Source organism: Geomonas oryzisoli, assembly GCF_018986915.1.
In the GTDB taxonomy this organism is placed as follows: domain Bacteria; phylum Desulfobacterota; class Desulfuromonadia; order Geobacterales; family Geobacteraceae; genus Geomonas; species Geomonas oryzisoli.
This window is the reverse complement of sequence record NZ_CP076723.1, coordinates 4358876-4376478: the sequence shown is the minus strand read 5'-3', so window position 1 is coordinate 4376478 and position 17603 is coordinate 4358876. Positions and strand designations below refer to the sequence as shown.

Here is a 17603-nt window from a genome sequence, read left to right as displayed (position 1 = left end):
TGTGCTCCGGAAAGGGGGAGCGTTTCCCCCTGTTGGTGCCTTATGCTACGTTGCTGAACAGCCTTCTTTCGTCGGCTGTGAACATCTTCTCCAGGTCGAGCAGTACCAGGAGCCGGTCCGCCTGGTTGATGACGCCGGCCATGCATTCCTGCTCGATGCCGCTGGAGACCACCGGGGGAGGAGGCTGGATCTCCTTCTCCGAGATGCGGATCACCTCGGAAACCTCGTCCACGATGAACCCCATCAGCTCGCCCACCACCTCCATCACCATGATGCGGGTGCGCTTGTCGTACTCGGCGTCCATCAGGTCGAACTTCTTGCGCAGGTTGATGATCGGGATGACCTTGCCGCGCAGGTTGATGACTCCCTCCACGTAGTGGGGGGTGTTGGGGACCCGGGTGATGTTGAGCATCCGGATGATCTCGCGCACCATCAGGACGTTGATGCCGTACTCTTCCTTCTCGAGGTTGAAGCTCACCAGCTGGATCAGCTCCCCCCCGTACTCTTCGCTTTTTACCTTGGTGAGTGCGGTCTCCATGGACCCTCCCTCTGCGGTGAAATCAGGGGGACGCGGGGCGCCCGCCCTATTGACCCCTAATCGGCGGGGCAGGACAAAGGTTGAATATTTTTTTTCTCTAACGCAATTTCGGGGCCGACGGCGCCAGGCTGCACCCGGCGCGGTTTTGGCCCCCGCAATGCCTGCCGTTTCCGGGGTACAAGCAAATTATTGACAGGGGTGACTTTTCGAGTAAGTCATTTAATTGACATTGCCGAAATATCCCGCTATAGTTTCGAACGTTGACCGTTTTTGTATCGGCTTGATTCGCAGCAACTTTAACCGAAATCGGGGAAACGATGGAAACGCCGAAAATACTGATCGCAGACGACGACAAGAAGACGCGGGACTTCGTGGCCGCCTTCCTGAGCTACAAAGGGTACCAGGTCTACCAAGCCTTCGACGGGCAGGACGCCCTGCAGAAGATCGAGATGCACGACGTGCAGATGGTTATCACCGATATCATGATGCCGCGGGTGAACGGTCTGGAGTTCATTCGGCAGCTTAAATCGCTCCGGCCGGAGATAGTTACCATAGCCTACAGCGCCTTCGCCAACAACGAGATGACGGCAAATCTCCTCAAGGCGGGGGCGTTCTTCTATCTGGAAAAGCCCTTCAACCTCGAGGAGCTGGAAACCCACGTCAAACGCGGCCTGGAGCACCAGGCGCTGCAGAGCAAGAGTTTCCGGTCCAAGCCTTGCATAAAGAACAGGGCGCTTTTGAACAACATCATCGGGGAGAGCGAGAAGATGCTCTCGCTGTTCGAGATGATCGAAAAGGTGGCTACCTCCGACTCCACCGTGCTGATCCAGGGTGAGTCGGGGACCGGCAAGGAACTGGTGGCGCGCGCCATTCACGACCTTTCCAACCGTTCCGACAAGAACTTCGTTGCGCTCAACTGCGCCGCCATTCCCGACGAGCTTTTGGAGAGTGAGCTGTTCGGCCATGTCAAGGGCTCCTTCACCGGGGCCGTCGCCACCCGCGTCGGCCGCTTCGAAATGGCCGACAAAGGGACCCTGTTCCTCGACGAGATCGGGGACATGAAGGCGAACCTGCAGGTGAAGCTTTTGCGCGTGCTGCAGAGCCGGGAGTTGGAGCCGGTGGGTTCCACCCGTTCCAAGAAGGTTGATGTCCGGATCATCGCGGCCACCAACCAGAACCTGGACCACATGGTGGCCTCCAAGGAATTCCGCGAGGACCTGTATTACAGGCTTTCCGTGATTCCGATCATGCTGCCGCCGTTGCGGGAGCGCGGCGCCGACATCCCGCTTTTGCTGAACAGCTTTTTGGAGAAGTTCAACCGGAGCAAGCAGCGCAAGGTTCAAGGTTTTGACAAGCAGGTCATGGAGACCCTGGGGAGCTACGACTGGCCCGGCAACGTGCGCGAGTTGGAGAACCTGGTGGAGCGCCTGGTGATCATCAAAGGGACCGGCGTGATCAACATTCACGACCTCCCCGAGAAGTACCGCGGCGGCCGCAGCACCCCGGTGGTGCACGGCGAGCACATGATCAACCTTCCCGACGACGGCTTCTGCCTGAACAGCGCCGTCGAGGAATTCGAGAACCGGCTGATCATGCAGGCGCTGGAGAAGAGCGGCGGCAACAAGAAAGAGGCCGCCGAACTCCTGAACTTGAAGCGCACCACGCTGATCGAGAAGTTGAAGAAGAAGAAACTGGTTTACGGGGAGACTCCGCTTTCCCCGTAAGAGGGGAGCATATGTCGATCAATCCGATAACCACGGCGCCGGCGGGCGTCGAAGGGGGCAAGAAGGCCGCCCCCGCCGCCGGTTCACCGGCTGTACCGTTCCAGGAGATGCTGGACAAAGGTGGCGCCGGCGCGCACGTGACGCCGCAGGCCGCAGCCGAAGCGTTGCGGCTGAAGATGCTCAGCTCCGCCCTGGCCATAGGCGGTGAGTCGGCCGCGTCGGCCCCGTCCACAGCCAACGTCAACGTGCAGGGGTTGTTGAACCGGTTCCTCGAACAGCTCCCCTCCGGGGGCAGCGCGGTGGCCGAGACCCGTGAGGTGGCGGCCGACCAGGGGGCCGAGGCGGCGTTTCAGGCACAGCAGGCGCATTTTCAAGCCGGCCAGCTGCCGACGGTCCCGGCGGTATCCGATGACCGCAGCACCGACTCCATCATCCAGCGGGCGAGCCAGCGTTACGGTGTCGACAGCGGGTTGATCCGGGCCGTCATCAAGGCCGAGAGCAATTTTGATCCCCGTGCCGTCAGTTCTGCCGGGGCCCAGGGGCTGATGCAGTTGATGCCGGCGACCGCGCGTGGGCTCGGCGTGACCGATGCTTTCGACCCCGAGCAGAACATCATGGCCGGCACCAGGTTTTTGAAGGACATGCTGCGGCGTTACAACGGCAACGTTGACGAAGCGTTGGCCGCCTACAACTGGGGTCCCGGCAACGTCGACCGTCACGGAACCGACACCCTCCCCCGGGAGACCAGGACCTATCTGGCCCGGGTCAAAGGGTACTATGCCCAGTACCTGGCGTAGAGGCAGGTCGAGGTCGAGGTTAAGGTTGAGCAGCAACCAAAGCAAAAAGCCTCCGCACCAACAGGTGCGGAGGCTTTTCACATTGGTGGTTTTACGGCTCTCTCTACGTCCACCGCGTCCACCATGTCCACTTTTTGTCCACCGGGTCCACAGAAAGCCCCTCCCTCGGCCGCTGCTCTTGCCCCATTGACCGGCGCCCTTCGGGTGCCTTCCCCCAGCTTACTCCCTCACATAGATGTTCTGATCCGAGCTGTGCACCATGGTCATGATCCGCATGTACTCGTCCTCGATCATGTCGTAGTGGCCCTGGGTCTCCCTGATCACCGTTTCGAAGACGCGGCGCACCAGCGGGTCCACCACGTCCTTCACCAGGATGGTGTAGAAGTCGATACAGGATTTCTCCTCCTTCAGGGCGATCTCCAGCGCCTTCTGCTCATGGCTCTCGGCCGCGATGGCCTGTTCCAGCGCGAGATGGGTGGCCGACTGCTTGTCCGGCGGAGAGGCGAGGTAGCTGTCGATGTCGCCCAGGTCGCCGCCGCGATAGTGGTCGAAGAAGGCGCGCAGGTGCCCGGCCTCCTCGTTGGCCAAAAGGTCGAACACCTTCTTCGATCTCTCATCCTTGCTCACTGACCCCGCCCGACGGTAGAAGTCCATGCTCTCTTTCTCGGTCTTGATGGCCAGTTTCAACGCTTCCTGCAGTGTGTATTCCTTGAACATGGCTGTACCTCCGTAACGGTTCAATGGGAATTGCCTGGCAAGAGTATATCGAAGCAGCTCAGGAGGTCAAACGACTGAAATAGCAATGAAAACAGTCTAATGCGATGAAGGGGAGGACAGGGACAGGTCCGGTTTGAAGAGCCGGGAGGCATTGTCAAAGGTGCGGCGGGCGAGTTCTTCGAAGGCGATGCCCCTGATGTCAGCGACACGTCGTGCCGTGGTGACGAGCAGGGCCGGTACGTTGACGGTGCCGCGGTACGGCTCCGGCGCCAGGTCGGGTGCGTCCGTTTCCAGCAGCAGCCGTTCCAGCGGAACCGCCGCGGCCACCTCGACCGGGCGGCGCGCGTTGGCGTAGGTAACCGTTCCGGAGAGGGAGATGTGCAGTCCGAGCTTGAGGCAGACCTCGGCCGATTCGAGACTCCCGGAAAATGAGTGCATGACGCCGCCGATGGAGCCGGCGCCCCCCAGATCACGGAGGATGGCGGTCAGGTCCTCGAAGGCCTTGCGGCAGTGGAGCAGGACCGGCAGTCCGGTCTCGATGGCGACGTGCAGCTGCGCTATGAAGGCCTCCCGTTGCAACTGCCGGGAAGGGGAGGGGAGCAGGTAGTCGAGCCCGATCTCGCCGATGGCACGGGCAGAGGTCGCGTGGCGCCTGAGGTCGGACAGGATCGCGGGAGTGACGAGGTCGGCGTGCATGGGGTGGACGCCGTAGGCGGGGAAGATGCGGGGAATCTTTTGCGAGAGTGCCTGGATCACCGGCCAACCCGAGGGGTGCACCCCCGGTACCAGGAAGGCCGCGACGCCGGCAGCCTCGGCCTCCGGAATGAGCGCGCCCAGGCGGGGTAAGAGCTGCGGGTCATCCAGGTGGCAGTGGCTGTCAAAAAGCATGATGCTAGCCGCTTACGCCCGGGTGGTCCTTGAGTTCCTTGATGATCTCCACCTGGCGCTGGAAGATGTACTGCGAAATGCTGAGCTCCGCCGCGCGCGATGGCTCGATCTCGAAGACCAGCCGGAACCCGCTGTCGAGAGTGAACACCTTCAACAGCGACGCCGCGACCGTGATGGAACCTGAGGGGAGTGCGATGCTGAGTTCGCCCTTCTGGGTGAGTGTGAGGTGGGGATCGCGCGCCACGTTGATGGACATGCCGGTGAGCGACATGTCGTGCAGGCGGCCGTGCACCTCGTCGAGTTCCGGGGCGGCGAAGGTGGCGTCGATGGCGGAGCCGAGCTGCACCCGTACCGACATGCGCCGGTCGGCGCGCACCAGGGCATAGCTCAGGTTGGAGAGCACCACCCGCGATTTTTCCACGTTGACGTAGGTCACCGTGGCGGCCACGTCCCTGCGGAAGTGGCTGCTTTTGATCACCGTCAGCTTTTCATGCGCGATCACCACGGCCTGTATCTGGTTCACCAGCAGTTCCGCGTCGTGCTCTTCCACGGTCAGTACCTCGGCAGCGTAGCTGACGGGAACCTCGCGGTAGAAGTTCAGAAGCCTCAGGTCGTTTTTCAGCCTGCCCGCTTTGATCGCAGCGAGAGTGGCGATGATCTCGGCATTGTCCTGTGCTTCGTCGGCAACATGCAGCCGCTGATAGATGTCGTTCATGGACGTTTCACCGGAAAAAAATTATTGCCCTTTAGGCGGTTACTGTGCGATTATGCTGTGCTGTAATGGTCCGGCGAAGATACCCTCTTCGCCTTTCTTTTGTCCAGAGAATTTTAACGGGAGTTCCAGTTGATGCGGTTCAACGAACAGGAAATAGAGAAGCGTCGCACCTTCGCCATCATCAGCCATCCGGACGCAGGTAAGACTACCATAACCGAGAAGCTGCTGCTCTTTGGCGGCGCCATTCAACAGGCGGGCGAGGTGCGCGCCCGGAAGTCGGCGCGTCACGCCACCAGTGACTGGATGGAGATGGAGAAGCAGCGTGGTATCTCGGTCACCTCCTCCGTCATGAAGTTCACCTATCGCGATTTCGAGATCAACCTCCTCGATACCCCGGGTCATAATGACTTTTCGGAAGATACCTACAGAACCTTAACAGCAGTTGACTCTGTATTGATGGTTATCGATTCGGTGAAGGGTGTCGAGAGCCAGACCAAGAAGCTCCTCGAGGTCTGCCGCCTGCGTCATACCCCGATCATGACCTTCATCAACAAGCTGGACCGTGAGGGACGTGAGCCGCTCGACCTCCTGGACGACATCGAAAGCACCCTCAATATCCAGTGCGCCCCCATGACCTGGCCCATCGGCATGGGCAAACGCTTCCGCGGCACCTACCACCTCTACACCAAGGAGATCACCTTCTACGATCCCGAGGCGGACCGGGGCGTGGGCGAGATCATCACGGTCAAGGGCCTGGACGATCCCCTGCTGGACGAGCTCCTGGGGAGCCAGGTTGAGGAGCTGCGCAACGACGTCGAACTCCTGGAAGGAGCTGCCCACCCCTTCGACCCCGAGGCCTATCTCGCCGGCAAGCAGACCCCGGTCTTCTTCGGTTCCGCGATCAACACCTTCGGCGTGCAGCAGCTGCTGGATTCCTTCGTGGAGAACGCGCCTGCGCCGCTGTCGCGTGAAACCACCAGCCGTATCGTGTCCCCGTACGAGGAGCCCTTTACCGGCTTCACCTTCAAGATCCAGGCGAACATGGACCCGGCACACCGCGACCGCATCGCCTTCTTCAGGATCTGCTCGGGGAAATTCGTACGCGGCATGAAGGTGAAACACCTGAGGCTGGGGCGCGAGGTGCAGATAGCCAACGCCACCATCTTCATGGCCCAGGACCGCACCAACGTGGATGAGGCCTATGCCGGCGACATCATCGGCATCCATAACCACGGCACCATCAAGATCGGCGATACCTTCACCCAGGGTGAAGACCTCAAATATACCGGTATTCCCAATTTCGCGCCGGAACATTTCCGGAAAGTGCGCATCCTGAACCCGCTCAAGTCGAAATCCCTCGAGAAGGGGCTGGTGCAACTCGCCGAGGAGGGGACCACCCAGGTGTTCCGCCCGCTGATGGGGGCGGACTGGATCGTCGGTGCGGTCGGCATGCTCCAGTTCGACGTCGTCATGCACCGCCTGGAGCACGAGTACGGCGTCAAGGCCGTCTACGAGCCCGTTTCCTACGTTACCGCCCGCTGGGTTACCGGCGACAGGAAGAAACTGGACGAGTTCCAGAAGAAGGAGGCCATGAACCTCTACCTGGATGGCGAAGGGAACCTGGCCTATCTCGCCGGGAGCCAGTGGCGCCTGGAAAACACCATGGAGAACTGGAAGGAACTCAGCTTCCACGCCACCCGCGAGCATAGCTAAGGCAGCATCAGGCAGTCTCCACCTTGTCCCACCAGTCGGACCGGTCCGACTGCCTCAACGAGAAACCCGCCATGGAAACCGCACCCGACTCCACCGCACCCGCCCCGGCAACCACCGGCGCCGCTGGCGGCGCCCTGCTGGTACTTGCCGCTGCCACCCTTTGGGGAACCTCCGGCACCGCCCAGGCCCTCTCGCCTGCGGGCGTCAGTCCCTGGAGCGTCGGCGCCTTTCGCCTTATCGTGGGAGGCGCGGCCCTGATGGTGCTTGCCTTCTTGAAAGGCGGCCTCGGCAAGGGGCGCTGGCCCTTCTGGGCGACGCTGGCCGCGGGCGGTTTCGTCGCCATCTACCAACTCACCTTTTTCACCGCGGTGCATAGGACCGGCGTCGCTGTCGGCACGCTGGTCGCCATCGGCAGTTCCCCTGTGATCGCCGGCATTCTGGGCTTCATAGTCCGAGGGGAGCGTCCGGGTCGGGCATGGGGGATCGCCACCGTGCTCGCCCTCGCCGGTTGCAGCCTGTTGGTCACCGGTGGCGGTGACATCGCCATTGACGTGTTGGGCATCCTGTTGGCCCTTGGCGCAGGCACCTCCTACGCCTGCTACACCATGGCCATCAAGGTGCTGCTGCCCGGTCGCAGCTCTGAAGCTGTCATGGCCGTCGTTTTCTGCCTGGGCGCGCTCCTGCTCCTGCCGGTGCTGTTCTTCACCGATCTCGCCTGGGTAGTCACACCCCGAGGGACCATGGTTGTTCTTTACCTCGGCGTCGTGGTCACCGCCCTGTCCTACGTCCTCTTCGCCATGGGGCTGCGCAGCGTTCCGGTCGCCTCGGCGGTGACCCTTTCCCTTGCCGAGCCGCTGGTCGCCGCTTTGTTGGGGATCCTGTTCCTGCGGGAGCACCTGACCCCCACCGCGATGGCCGGGATCCCGCTTCTCTTTGCGGGCCTAGCCGTCCTCGCCTACTCCATGTCCGGCAAGCGTGCCGTATAAATAGATAAGGGGCGCCGTCACCGGCGCCCCTTATTCGTTCATCCTCTATCCAGCTTCGCTGCGCACGGCAGGGGCGAATGATCATTCGCCCGCCTTTGCAGCGCCTGCCGTCTCTTATTCACTCTTCCCCAGGAAATCCAACAGCCTTTCCCACGAAGCGTTCACCACCTGTCCCTCCGCGATACCCGCCTGGGCCGTGAGCTGCAGCGCCTTATCGAACACCCCGACCCCCTGGCAGATGTGTGCGTCGCTCCCGATCATCACCCTGGCGCCAATTTTGGCGCACAGGCGGGCGATCTCGGCGCAGTTCTCGTTGCTCCCCTTGCGGCTCACGGCCGCGAGCGAAGAGTTGTTCAACTCCAGCGCCGTATCGGTGGCGAGCGCCCCCATGACCACCTCCTCGTAGTGGAGCGGGAAGATGGGGTTCCCTGGATGGGAGATGCATTTCACCAGGGGATTCTCCATAACCGTCAAAAGGGTGCGCGTGTTGCGGTCCCGGTCCTGGCCGCAGATGCCGCAGTCCTCGTGGAAGCCGGCCATGACGAAATCGAGCGTCTCGAGAACGTCCGGCTCCAGGTCGAGTCGGCCGGTGTGGTCGAGGATGTTGGCCTCGATGCCGCGGAAGATCCTGACCCCGGCGATGGTGGGGGGGACGAAGCGCATGGCGCAGAAGTGGTAGCGGTGCGGCCCGCCCGGGAGTCCGGGGCCGTGGTCGGTGATGGCCAGTCCCCGCAGACCCGCCTGTGCGGCAGCGTTGGCCAGTTCGTTGATGGTGGAGTAGGCGTGTCCCGATGCGAGGGTGTGAGTATGCATGTCGGCTATGATTTTCATGGTCTGGACTATTTCATAGCGGAAAGTAAATGTCAAGGTGAGGGGGCAGGACGGGACATAAGGGCACAAGGGGTTCCGCCGCCACCCTTGGAACCTTGGAGTAGGTTGGCCACGAAGCGCCGCCCGCCACCTCTCGTTCCCCCCTTGTCAAAGGGGGGGGCAGGGGGGATTTGCTTTTACTCACCCCTCTCCCGCCCAGAGCAAAAAAAAAGGGCGTACCTTGCGGCACGCCCCTTTCTCGTTTCTTGGAGAAACTAATTACTTCGCAACAGCCTTGATAGCGGACATTGCAACTTCTTTGTACGGGTTAGCGAAGAGGATGATGAGGCAAACAACGAGGGCGTAGATTGCCAGGGACTCGATCATCGCCAGACCGATCATCATGGTGGTGAGGATTTTGCCGGAAGCGCCCGGGTTACGGGAAACGCCTTCAACTGCGCTCTTAACTGCGAGACCCTGACCGATGCCGGTGCCGAGGGTGCCGAGAGCCATGCCGATGCCTGCTGCGAGTACACACATAGTAAAGAATTCCATTTGTTTCTCCTTTGCCGCGTATTTTTCCTAAATAGTATAGGAATTAAAAGTCAGTTCTAAGTTGTAGGTTCTACGTTTAGAGGCTTCGGTTTTGGTTCTAACGTAGAACGTAGAACCTAGAACCGCCTCTCAACCGGTTCTTAGTGCGCGTGCTCCAGCGAACCCTGGATGTAGATCATGGCCAGGAGCATGAACACGAAGGCCTGGATGAAGGAAACCAGCACGCCCATCAGCATCATCGGCAGCGGCACCATGAACGGGGCCAGGCCGAAGAAGATGATCAGAACGAGTTCGTGGCCGTTCATGTTACCGAAGAGACGCAGGGTCAGCGAGATGACGCGGCTCAGGTGGCCGATCACCTCGATGAAGAACATCATCGGGGCGAGCCAGGCGATGGGACCCAGGAAGTGCTTGATGTAGCCGGCGCCGTGCTCCTTCACGCCCACGATGTGGGTGGTGATGAAGACGACGACCGCGCAGGCCGCGGTGGTGTTGATGTTCGCGGTCGGCGGGAAGAAGCCCGGGATCAGGCCGATCAGGTTGGACACCAGGATGAACAGCGCCAGGGTAGCCACCAGCGGGAAGAACGGACGGCCGTGCTCACCCATGGTCTCCACCAGCATGTTCTCGATGCCGCCCACGATGACTTCCATGAAGTTCTGCGCGCCGGACGGAACGGCCTGCAGCCTCTTGGTGGCCACGATGGAAAACAGCACCAGGCCGATCATGATCAGCCAGGTATAGACGACCGCATCGGCACTCGCCTCGGAGAAACCGAGGGGGTGGAGCAACTCGCGGAAAAACTGAAGGAATAAAAAGGGATGAACCATGCAGCTAGCCTCCTTTACGGGTCGACAGATATATCGAAAAAGCGATTATGTTCAGAACCAGGACCGAAAGCCCGATCACCAGGCCGAAGATGTCGGCCTTAAGGACTACGATCAAGAGGTACAGCAGGGCCGCCATGATGGCGAGCCGTAACACGTAGCGCATGATCGCGAAGCGGGATGCGTTACGCGGCTGCAGCCGGAGCGCCGCTTCCAGTCCGGTGCGGATCCAGAAGAAGTTGGCCAGGGCCAGCATCCCGCCCACGAAGAGCGAGCCTCCGAACCTCGGCGAGATGAGCAGTGCGCCGGCCGCGCCGAGCACGGCGCTCAGCAGCAGGCTCCCCCGGACCAGCCAGGAGAAGATGTTACTCTCGTTTATTCTTGTCTCCGCCATCGCGCAGTTCTTTGCCCGCTAATATGAAGATGTTGCGGAAGCCTGCCGCAATGCCGAAGAAGAGGAAAATGAAGAAAAACCACGGTTTGGTCCCCAGCCACTGGTCCAGCTTCAGGCCGACGAACACGCCGATGGCAATCGCCACCGCGAAAGAGATCCCCATGGTGGAGACCATGCCCAGGGTTCTGAGCAGGTTCTTTTTTTCCTCATCCATAACTGTCTGTCCTCTTTCCCGTATACAAATCACGGGTAGAAAACCAAGGCTAAATAGCACGCCTACGGTGCTAATGTCAATTAATTTCCAAGACTCCGCTCAACAAAAATAACGATTTATCGCGACGTCCTGCCGGTTATGCCATCCGCAGCCGAATCGCCCAGCTCATTGTAACAGTTGTCCAATGCCGCGACCAGCACACTGTCGCGCACAGGGACCGTTGCCATGCATGGGCCTTCTCTGTCAGGACGGAGCGGAGCAGGTGTAACCGTGTCCGCCTTAGCGGCGCTGGCACAGATCAGGTAAAGCTGTCACCGAAAACAGGGGGTGGAGGAGCAGGCTCGGTAGGGGGGGAGTCGGTAAACGTTTGGCGGTGGGAATGAGGCGGGGGGAACGGTGGAAGAGGTAGGCGCTACGGAACCCCGGGGGCGGAACCTTGCTGATTACCTGAACTGCCGCTCTGTGACGGCGCCTACCCAACGTCGACCAGCGCAAGCGCCTGCGGAGCGAGCGGACAATAGGAAAGGCACTCGCCGCACCCGGTGCAGAGCTGTTCGTCGATGACGATGCCTCGTCCGGGAGCAAATGAGATCGCCCCCGCCGCGCACCTGTCGAGGCAGGCAAAACAGCCGCAGCTTCTGGCCGGGCAGTGACTGTCGTCGACGCGGGCCACCTTCGCCCGCGCCGCGTCGTCCTCCCCTTCGGGGCGCACCGGCGGATTGAGCGCCTGGTCGCGTACCTGTCCCAAGGCGTCCCGCGCCCCCCGCAGGAGCTCTCCGGTCCCCAGCAGGAACTCTCCCACTGCGTACCAGCTGCCGCGGAAAAAATCCTTCCGGCTCAGGGTCATTTCTTGCCGCGCTTTCCTTTCTTTCCGTCCTGCTTCGCTCCCTGGACGTGGCACTGGGTGCAGTTGAGCCGCTCGGGGTGGCTGGTGGGGGGCGCTCCCTTCAAGCCGTCGCGATGACAGGCGTTGCACTCCTCGCCGTCCTGGTCCGACTTCACCGCGTGCGGGATCACCGGGGGATCCGCGGGGGACTGCAGCGCATCAGCAGCGAGGTCAGGGGCGGGCCCTTCGGCGTCATTGCCCCAAGCCGGGGCCTGGACCGCCAGTGCCAGCAAGGCGCAAAGAAGAAGGGGGAGCATCGTTCTTTTCATGTAAGACCTCCTATTGGGGGACTGTCAGTCTGATCCCCTCGCTCCCAAAGAGGAGGAAGGGGAGGGCGTCGCAGCGGGCGCCGCCGTTATTTCAAGTGGAACCCTACTTTGAGGGCACGCTCGGCACAGCTGTCGATGCAGGCAAGACAGCGGGTGCAGTCGCCGGTGCGTATCCGGCAGGACTCCTGGCTCCACAGCGGGTCGAGCACCTCCGGGACGGGGCAGATCGCCACGCAGTCACCGCATCCGGTGCAGCGCGCCCGGTCGAAGGAGACTTTGAGCGGACTGAACCGGGCGAGGAGCGCGTAGAAAGCACCCAGCGGGCAGAGCGAGCGGCACCACACCCGCGGGGCCGCCGTGAGCTCCACCACGAGGATCGCGGCCGGGAACAAAAGCGGCACCAGCGATGCGAAGGCTACGGCGCGCCCGACGATGCCGATGGGCGAGAGCACCTCGAAAAGTGGAACCCCGGTCGCCGCCACGACCCCCAGCACGGCAGCCAGCGCGTAGCGCCCCGTGGCAAGGGGCAGGAGCGTCCCTCCCGTCCCCACCCTGCGCCGAAGTTTGTCTCCCAGCTCGGTGAAAAATCCCACCGGGCAGACCCAGCCGCAGAAGCTGCGCCCCCCGAGAACGAAGTAGCCGACGGTTACCAGGAGCGCCCCGAACAGGTAGGACGGGATCATGACCCCGGAGCCGATCACCGCCTGCAGGCAGGCCAGCGGGTCCGAAAGCCGCACGCCGGCGAGCTCGGCCGAGGCGAGGTTCCCCTTGAAAAAAGTGAACCCCGCCGCCGGAGAGGCGATTAAAAGCAGAGTCCCGATCTGCACCGACCGGCGCGGCAGCCACCACCTAGAAGTCATAGCTGTCCCTTTGGACCTCCACGGTCTCCCGCACCACGATCACCGGTTTCGGGAGCACGCAGGAGTTCTCGCAGACCCCGCAGCCGACGCACTTCTCCCGGTGCACTACCGGCTCCATGATGGTGTGTTCGCCGGTGCGCGGGTTGTGGCGCGGCTCCAGGGTGATGGCCTGGTCGATGAGCGGGCATTGGCGGTAACAGACCTCGCAGCGCAGCCCCCGGATGGAGAGACATCCCTCCCGGTCCACGATCTGCGCCGTTCCCATGCGCACCTTTTCCACCGCCGTGGTCTGCGGGTCGAGCGCGCCGGAGGGGCAGGCCTTGACGCAGGGGAGGTCGGGACAGAGGTAGCAGGGGACCTCCCGTGCCGCGATGAACGGCGTCCCGATGCCGACGCCGCGGTCGAGGAGCTTGATCGAGCGGTACGGGCAGGCCTGGGCGCACTTGCCGCAGCGCACGCAGGCGGACAGAAAGCGCTTGAGCGTGATCGCCCCGGGGGGCCTCAGGACGAAGCCGCGCGCCTCCCCGGGGCGCAGGAATACCGACGCCCCTCCCGCCGCTGCGAGAGCCAGCGCCAACGGCGCGAGAGTCCCCCGCTTCAGGAACTGGCGCCGCGAAACACACCCTTCCTCTCGTTGCTCCGGCACTCCGCTAGGCCTTCTGCACCTTGACCGCGCACTTCTTGAAATCCGGCTCCTTGGAGAGCGGATCGAAGGCGTCGATGCAGATCTCGTTGACCAGCTTGTTCTCGTCGAAGAAGGTGGTGAACACGGAGCCGCGCTCGGGAGCGCCCCTGCCGCCGATCTCCGCGGTCAGCACGACAGAGCCGCGCCGGGAGGTGACCTTCACCTTGTCCCGGTTCCTGATGCCGAGCTTCTTCGCATCTTCCGGGTGCAGCTCCAGCGTCGCCTGGGGGACCGCCCGCCTGAGCTCGGGGACCCGCCCGGTCATGGTACCCGTGTGCCAGTGCTCGAGGACCCTGCCGGTGCAGAACCAGAAGGGGTAGTTGCGGTCCGGGACCTCCGCGGGCGGTTCGTAGGGGCGGAACCAGACCGATACCTTGTTGTTGGGAGCCTTGTAGAACTTGATCCCCTCACCCTTGGCCACGTGCTCGTCGTCGGTCTCGGTGTAGCGCCAGCGGGTCTCGGCGCCGTTCGCCTTCACCGGCCAGCGCAGTCCGCGCACCTTGGCATAGGTGCCGTAGGGGGCGAGATCCTTGCCGGTCCCGAGGGTGAACTTGCGGTACTCCTCGAAGATCTCCCGGTGCATCCCCTTCTCCGGGTATGGGAAGAGCGCGCCGTGCCCCATCCTCTTCGCGAACTCGATCAGCTGCCAGACGTCCTCCTTCGCCTTGCCCGGGGCGTTCACCATCTTGAACCACTGCTGGGTACGCCGTTCCGTGTTGCCGAAGACCCCCTCCTTCTCCACCCACGAGGCCGAGGGGAGGATCACGTCGGCGACCTCCGTGCTGCGGGTCGGGTAGATGTCGGAGACCACGATGAACGCCTTTCTGGCCTGGGCCGCCTTGCGCACCCGGTTCAGGTTGGGGAGCGACTGGAACGGGTTGGTGCATTGGATCCAGATGCACTTGAGCTCGCCGCGGTCTATGGCGCGGAACATCTCCACCGTGTGCAGGCCGACCTTGGACGGTATCTTCTCCGGGGGGATGCCCCAGATGCCCGCCGCCTTCTTGCGGTGCGCCTCGTTCATCACCACCATGTCCGCCGGGAGCCGGTGCGCGAAGGTCCCCACCTCGCGGGCGGTGCCGCAGGCCGAGGGCTGGCCGGTCAGCGAGAGCGGGTTCTCGCCGGGCTTGCAGATCTTCCCGGTCAGAAGGTGCAGGTTGTAGATCAGGTTGTTCACCCAGACCCCGCGGGAATGCTGGTTCACCCCCATGGTCCACAGCGAGTTCACCTTGCGGGACTTGTCCGTATAGATCCTGGCGAGCTCCTCGATCTTCGCCGCCGGGACGCCGGAAACCTTCTCCGCCCACTGCGGCGTGTACGGCTTCATGAGTGCCTTGTACTCCTCGAAGGTGAGGTTCTTCACGTCCGCCGGCGTCTCGTTGAACGCCTCCTTGTCCTTCAGGCCGTAGGGGGCGTTCTCTTTGCCCCGCTTGAAGGAGACGTGCTTGCCGATGAACGCCTCGTCGTAGAGCCTGTCGCGCAGGATGACGTGGATGATGCCGTTCAAGGCCGCCAGGTCACCCTGGGGCTTCATCGCAATGTACTCGTCCGCCATCTTCGTGGTGCGGGTCCTGCGGGTGGCGATGTCGATCAGCTTCACCTTCCTGTTTTTCAGCTTGTTGTCGATGAGCCGCGAGAAGAGGACCGGGTGCGCCTCGGCCATGTTGGCGCCCCAAAGGATGTAGGTGTCGCCGAGGTCGAGGTCGTCGTAGCACCCCATCGGCTCGTCGGAACCGAAGGTGTTCATGAAGGCGACGACGGCGCTGGCCATGCAAAGGCGCGCGTTGGGCTCGAGGTTGTTGGTGCCGATCCCCCCCTTCATGAGCTTGGATGCGACGTACCCTTCCTGGATGGTCCACTGCCCGGACCCGTAGAGCGCGACGGAATCGGGACCGTGCGCGGCGATGGCCTTCTTGTACTGTGCGGCGATCAGGTCGAGCGCCTCGTCCCAGGTCGCCTCCACCATCTTGTTCCCCTTGCGGATGAGGGGCGTGGTGAGGCGGTCCTTGCCGTAGAGCGCCTTGGAGAGGAAGTACCCCTTGATACAGTTGAGCCCCTTGTTCACCGGCCCGGCGGGATCCCCCTTGGTGGTGACGATGCGCCCTCCCTTCACCCCGACCAGGACGGCGCAGCCGACCCCGCAGTACCGGCACGGAGCCTTGCCCCAGGTGATCCCGTCCTCCGCCGCCTCAGCCCCCTCAGGGCGTGTCACCGAAACGCCTGCCGCGGCAAATGCGGCCGCTGCGGCGCAGGCCTTGATGAAGTCTCGTCTGGAAAGTCCCATCGCATCCTCCTTCAGGTTGATATCGATCCGTCAGGAACAAAGCGGTTGCCCGCCCGGTTCCATGTCTTCGAAGTTATGGTAGGCGAGCTGCACCGAGATCACCCCCTCCATCTGCTGCAGCCCGGTCACCAGGGCCACCTCCCCGTCTATGGTGTCCGCCTCGATGACCGCCACGATCTTGCCGTCGGCGAGCACGCCGTGCACCTCTATCCCCTCGCCACCGGCGAGCTTCTCGGCAACGCCCCCGGCGCATTCGGGTCGGCAAGACACAACAATTCCTGATACTGGCATAAATCCTCCGGCAAAAGTCCATCACTGACATAACAAATTTGCAAAACCAGGAAATACTACCATGCTCGATGAAAGTTGCATGTGCCGCCTCAAAAAAGACTGGGATAAAGGTCGTTAAAGGCCCTCGGGAGTGTTCGTGAAACAGTAACTGGGGGGATGTTGCGAAAGTTGATTGCATCATAAGTCGGTATTAAGTAGAATGTGGTAATTTTGAATGCTCAACTGCAACTGACCGAGGAGGTAACCGATGTCGGCAAAGCTTGGCGAGATGTTGCTCAAGGTGGGGGCGCTTTCCAAGGGTCAACTGGACCAGGTGCTGCAGGCCCAGGTGATCTACGGTGGAAGGCTCGGCACCAACCTGGTGGAGATGGGGCTTGTCTCGGAAGAGGAGCTGGCCCACGTTCTGAGTGAGCAGATGGGTGCACCCTGCGTGGAGCCGGCCGAACTGAGCACGGTTCCCGACCAGGTGCTGCGTCTCGTCCCGCTTGAACTGATAAAGCGCTATCGGGTGGTCCCCCTTGCCTTGGAGGGCAAGCGGCTCTCCCTCGCCATGGCGAACCCCCACGACTTCCAGGCGCTGGAGGAGATCGGCTTCGTGACCGGAATGGTGATCAAGCCCAGGATCTGCCCCGAGCTCAGGCTGAACGTGGCCCTCGAGAGGTTTTACCGTATCACCAGGCCCACCCGCTACATCGGGGTTGAAGGGGGGATGCGGACCCGTTTCGAAACCGGTAACAGGGGGGAGGCCGCATCGGTGCAGCCGGTGGACAACCGTCAGCTCGGGCCGGTCGGCGAACCCGTGTTCTCCGAACATGTGACCATCAAGGACCTGGCGGATCAGATGGCCGGCGCCGCCAACGAGAAAGAGGTGGTCCAGGCCGTGATCACCTACATCTCCGGCGAGTTCGACCGGGGCGGGTTCCTGCGCCTGAAATCGGGAAAGGCGGTCGGCGTCCAGGCGGTAGCCGACGGTCTCCCGGTGGAGAGCTTCGTGGGTTTCGAGGCGGAGATCGGCAATATGGCGCACCTACAGCGCATGGCCGAAGAAAAAGGGCTGGTGTTGTGCGAGTTCGCCGTGGGCGACCCGGAGGGGACCCTGGTGCGTGCCATGGGGGGTAAGCTCCCGGCTTCCGCGTTGCTCCTCCCCGTGTCGCTGGGCGGTCACGTCGTCGGCCTGATCTGCGCCAGCGACAGCAAAGGCCGGCTTGGCGGTGGCGCCTTCGAGCTGCAGCGGGTGGGCGTCATGGCCGAGTTGAGCCTGGAAATGCTCTCCCTGCGCAGGAAGATACAGAGCGCGTGAGACGTGTCCGCGTCCGGCGGGGCGCGGATACAGAGAAGATGGTTGTATGAGTGGGGCGTCACCGAAACCGGTGCCGCCCCTTTGTTTTTATTTCATTCGATAGTTCCAAGAAACGAAGAGCATGCTGTCACTTCGCGCTGCAGGTGTCCC

At 62.3% G+C, this 17603-nt stretch carries 20 protein-coding genes; 5 read left to right on the top strand and 15 right to left on the bottom strand.

Features of this window, described 5'->3' with window-relative positions; all coding sequences use genetic code 11:
• Window positions 1-40: 40 nt before the first annotated feature.
• Window positions 41-538, bottom strand: coding sequence for a chemotaxis protein CheW (locus KP004_RS19040; protein WP_216799970.1), 498 nt, complete (start codon window positions 536-538; stop codon window positions 41-43).
• A 317-nt stretch (window positions 539-855) separates the two neighbouring features.
• On the opposite strand from KP004_RS19040, the gene KP004_RS19035 reads away from it, so the two are divergent.
• Together KP004_RS19035 and KP004_RS19030 are read left to right on the top strand one after the other, a co-directional pair.
• Entirely contained in the window at window positions 856-2262 is a 1407-nt protein-coding gene (locus KP004_RS19035; RefSeq protein ID WP_216799969.1) for a sigma-54-dependent transcriptional regulator, read from the top strand.
• Between the two features lie 11 nt (window positions 2263-2273).
• Window positions 2274-3059, top strand: coding sequence for a lytic transglycosylase domain-containing protein (locus tag KP004_RS19030; protein ID WP_216799968.1), 786 nt, complete (start codon window positions 2274-2276; stop codon window positions 3057-3059).
• 219 nt (window positions 3060-3278) lie between these two features.
• Here KP004_RS19030 and KP004_RS19025 read toward each other — a convergent pair whose 3' ends face one another.
• From KP004_RS19025 to KP004_RS19015, 3 genes are all read right to left on the bottom strand, one after another.
• Window positions 3279-3776 carry a ferritin-like domain-containing protein gene (locus KP004_RS19025; protein WP_216799967.1) on the bottom strand — a complete coding sequence of 166 codons (498 nt, stop codon included), beginning with the start codon at window positions 3774-3776 and terminating at the stop codon, window positions 3279-3281.
• Window positions 3777-3872: 96 nt separating this feature from the next.
• The gene (locus KP004_RS19020) at window positions 3873-4664 is read right to left on the bottom strand and encodes a TatD family hydrolase (RefSeq protein ID WP_216799966.1); all 792 of its coding nucleotides are present in this window, start codon (window positions 4662-4664) and stop codon (window positions 3873-3875) included.
• A gap of 4 nt (window positions 4665-4668) precedes the next feature.
• Window positions 4669-5379: a PilZ domain-containing protein gene (locus KP004_RS19015; protein WP_216799965.1), complete on the bottom strand. Its 711-nt coding sequence runs from the start codon at window positions 5377-5379 to the stop codon at window positions 4669-4671.
• Between the two features lie 132 nt (window positions 5380-5511).
• Here KP004_RS19015 and KP004_RS19010 point away from each other — a divergent pair, with 132 nt between their 5' ends.
• Together KP004_RS19010 and KP004_RS19005 are read left to right on the top strand one after the other, a co-directional pair.
• Window positions 5512-7092, top strand: a complete 1581-nt coding sequence (locus tag KP004_RS19010) for a peptide chain release factor 3 (RefSeq protein WP_437178137.1) — start codon at window positions 5512-5514, stop codon at window positions 7090-7092.
• Between the two features lie 23 nt (window positions 7093-7115).
• On the top strand, window positions 7116-8078 hold the full coding sequence (locus KP004_RS19005; RefSeq protein WP_239026863.1) for a DMT family transporter: 963 nt from the start codon (window positions 7116-7118) through the stop codon (window positions 8076-8078).
• A gap of 114 nt (window positions 8079-8192) precedes the next feature.
• Here KP004_RS19005 and KP004_RS19000 read toward each other — a convergent pair whose 3' ends face one another.
• The 11 genes from KP004_RS19000 to KP004_RS18950 all read right to left on the bottom strand — a co-directional run bounded on the left by KP004_RS19000 (window position 8193) and on the right by KP004_RS18950 (window position 16132).
• The gene (locus KP004_RS19000) at window positions 8193-8909 is read right to left on the bottom strand and encodes a phosphatase (RefSeq protein WP_216799963.1); all 717 of its coding nucleotides are present in this window, start codon (window positions 8907-8909) and stop codon (window positions 8193-8195) included.
• 258 nt (window positions 8910-9167) lie between these two features.
• Window positions 9168-9443, bottom strand: a complete 276-nt coding sequence (gene atpE, locus KP004_RS18995; protein ID WP_199391134.1) for an ATP synthase F0 subunit C — start codon at window positions 9441-9443, stop codon at window positions 9168-9170.
• 140 nt (window positions 9444-9583) lie between these two features.
• Window positions 9584-10273: a F0F1 ATP synthase subunit A gene (atpB, locus tag KP004_RS18990; protein WP_199391133.1), complete on the bottom strand. Its 690-nt coding sequence runs from the start codon at window positions 10271-10273 to the stop codon at window positions 9584-9586.
• Between the two features lie 4 nt (window positions 10274-10277).
• Entirely contained in the window at window positions 10278-10664 is a 387-nt protein-coding gene (locus tag KP004_RS18985) for an ATP synthase subunit I (RefSeq protein ID WP_216799962.1), read from the bottom strand.
• A complete protein-coding gene (locus tag KP004_RS18980) occupies window positions 10636-10878 on the bottom strand; it encodes an AtpZ/AtpI family protein (protein WP_216799961.1) in 243 nt (80 codons plus the stop codon). Before KP004_RS18980 ends, KP004_RS18985 begins: the two co-directional genes overlap by 29 nt.
• 472 nt (window positions 10879-11350) lie before the next feature.
• Window positions 11351-11725, bottom strand: coding sequence for a 4Fe-4S binding protein (locus tag KP004_RS18975; RefSeq protein WP_216799960.1), 375 nt, complete (start codon window positions 11723-11725; stop codon window positions 11351-11353).
• The gene (locus KP004_RS18970) at window positions 11722-12033 is read right to left on the bottom strand and encodes a nitrate reductase cytochrome c-type subunit (RefSeq protein WP_216799959.1); all 312 of its coding nucleotides are present in this window, start codon (window positions 12031-12033) and stop codon (window positions 11722-11724) included. The genes KP004_RS18975 and KP004_RS18970 overlap by 4 nt, the downstream gene beginning before the upstream one ends.
• 86 nt (window positions 12034-12119) lie before the next feature.
• The gene (locus tag KP004_RS18965) at window positions 12120-12893 is read right to left on the bottom strand and encodes a NapH/MauN family ferredoxin-type protein (RefSeq protein ID WP_216799958.1); all 774 of its coding nucleotides are present in this window, start codon (window positions 12891-12893) and stop codon (window positions 12120-12122) included.
• A complete protein-coding gene (locus KP004_RS18960; RefSeq protein ID WP_216799957.1) occupies window positions 12883-13539 on the bottom strand; it encodes a 4Fe-4S dicluster domain-containing protein in 657 nt (218 codons plus the stop codon). The genes KP004_RS18965 and KP004_RS18960 overlap by 11 nt, the downstream gene beginning before the upstream one ends.
• Before the next feature lie 4 nt (window positions 13540-13543).
• Entirely contained in the window at window positions 13544-15862 is a 2319-nt protein-coding gene (locus tag KP004_RS18955) for a molybdopterin-dependent oxidoreductase (protein WP_216799956.1), read from the bottom strand.
• 30 nt (window positions 15863-15892) lie between these two features.
• The gene (locus KP004_RS18950) at window positions 15893-16132 is read right to left on the bottom strand and encodes a chaperone NapD (protein ID WP_239026862.1); all 240 of its coding nucleotides are present in this window, start codon (window positions 16130-16132) and stop codon (window positions 15893-15895) included.
• A 268-nt stretch (window positions 16133-16400) separates the two neighbouring features.
• Between KP004_RS18950 and KP004_RS18945 the strand changes: the two genes are divergently transcribed.
• Window positions 16401-17453 carry a GspE/PulE/PilB domain-containing protein gene (locus KP004_RS18945; RefSeq protein ID WP_216799954.1) on the top strand — a complete coding sequence of 351 codons (1053 nt, stop codon included), beginning with the start codon at window positions 16401-16403 and terminating at the stop codon, window positions 17451-17453.
• Window positions 17454-17603: the final 150 nt, after the last annotated feature.

Excerpts from the sequence above, each read along its gene's own strand:
- KP004_RS19040 (WP_216799970.1), bottom strand. The coding sequence starts at position 538 with ATGGAGACCGCACTCACCAAGGTAAAAAGCGAAGAGTACGGGGGGGAG.
- KP004_RS19035 (WP_216799969.1), top strand. The coding sequence starts at position 856 with ATGGAAACGCCGAAAATACTGATCGCAGACGACGACAAGAAGACGCGG.
- KP004_RS19030 (WP_216799968.1), top strand. The coding sequence starts at position 2,274 with ATGTCGATCAATCCGATAACCACGGCGCCGGCGGGCGTCGAAGGGGGC.
- KP004_RS19025 (WP_216799967.1), bottom strand. The coding sequence starts at position 3,776 with ATGTTCAAGGAATACACACTGCAGGAAGCGTTGAAACTGGCCATCAAG.
- KP004_RS19020 (WP_216799966.1), bottom strand. The coding sequence starts at position 4,664 with ATGCTTTTTGACAGCCACTGCCACCTGGATGACCCGCAGCTCTTACCC.
- KP004_RS19015 (WP_216799965.1), bottom strand. The coding sequence starts at position 5,379 with ATGAACGACATCTATCAGCGGCTGCATGTTGCCGACGAAGCACAGGAC.
- KP004_RS19010 (WP_437178137.1), top strand. The coding sequence starts at position 5,512 with ATGCGGTTCAACGAACAGGAAATAGAGAAGCGTCGCACCTTCGCCATC.
- KP004_RS19000 (WP_216799963.1), bottom strand. The coding sequence starts at position 8,909 with ATGAAAATCATAGCCGACATGCATACTCACACCCTCGCATCGGGACAC.
- atpE (WP_199391134.1), bottom strand. The coding sequence starts at position 9,443 with ATGGAATTCTTTACTATGTGTGTACTCGCAGCAGGCATCGGCATGGCT.
- atpB (WP_199391133.1), bottom strand. The coding sequence starts at position 10,273 with ATGGTTCATCCCTTTTTATTCCTTCAGTTTTTCCGCGAGTTGCTCCAC.
- KP004_RS18985 (WP_216799962.1), bottom strand. The coding sequence starts at position 10,664 with ATGGCGGAGACAAGAATAAACGAGAGTAACATCTTCTCCTGGCTGGTC.
- KP004_RS18980 (WP_216799961.1), bottom strand. The coding sequence starts at position 10,878 with ATGGATGAGGAAAAAAAGAACCTGCTCAGAACCCTGGGCATGGTCTCC.
- KP004_RS18975 (WP_216799960.1), bottom strand. The coding sequence starts at position 11,725 with ATGACCCTGAGCCGGAAGGATTTTTTCCGCGGCAGCTGGTACGCAGTG.
- KP004_RS18970 (WP_216799959.1), bottom strand. The coding sequence starts at position 12,033 with ATGAAAAGAACGATGCTCCCCCTTCTTCTTTGCGCCTTGCTGGCACTG.
- KP004_RS18965 (WP_216799958.1), bottom strand. The coding sequence starts at position 12,893 with ATGACTTCTAGGTGGTGGCTGCCGCGCCGGTCGGTGCAGATCGGGACT.
- KP004_RS18955 (WP_216799956.1), bottom strand. The coding sequence starts at position 15,862 with ATGGGACTTTCCAGACGAGACTTCATCAAGGCCTGCGCCGCAGCGGCC.
- KP004_RS18945 (WP_216799954.1), top strand. The coding sequence starts at position 16,401 with ATGTCGGCAAAGCTTGGCGAGATGTTGCTCAAGGTGGGGGCGCTTTCC.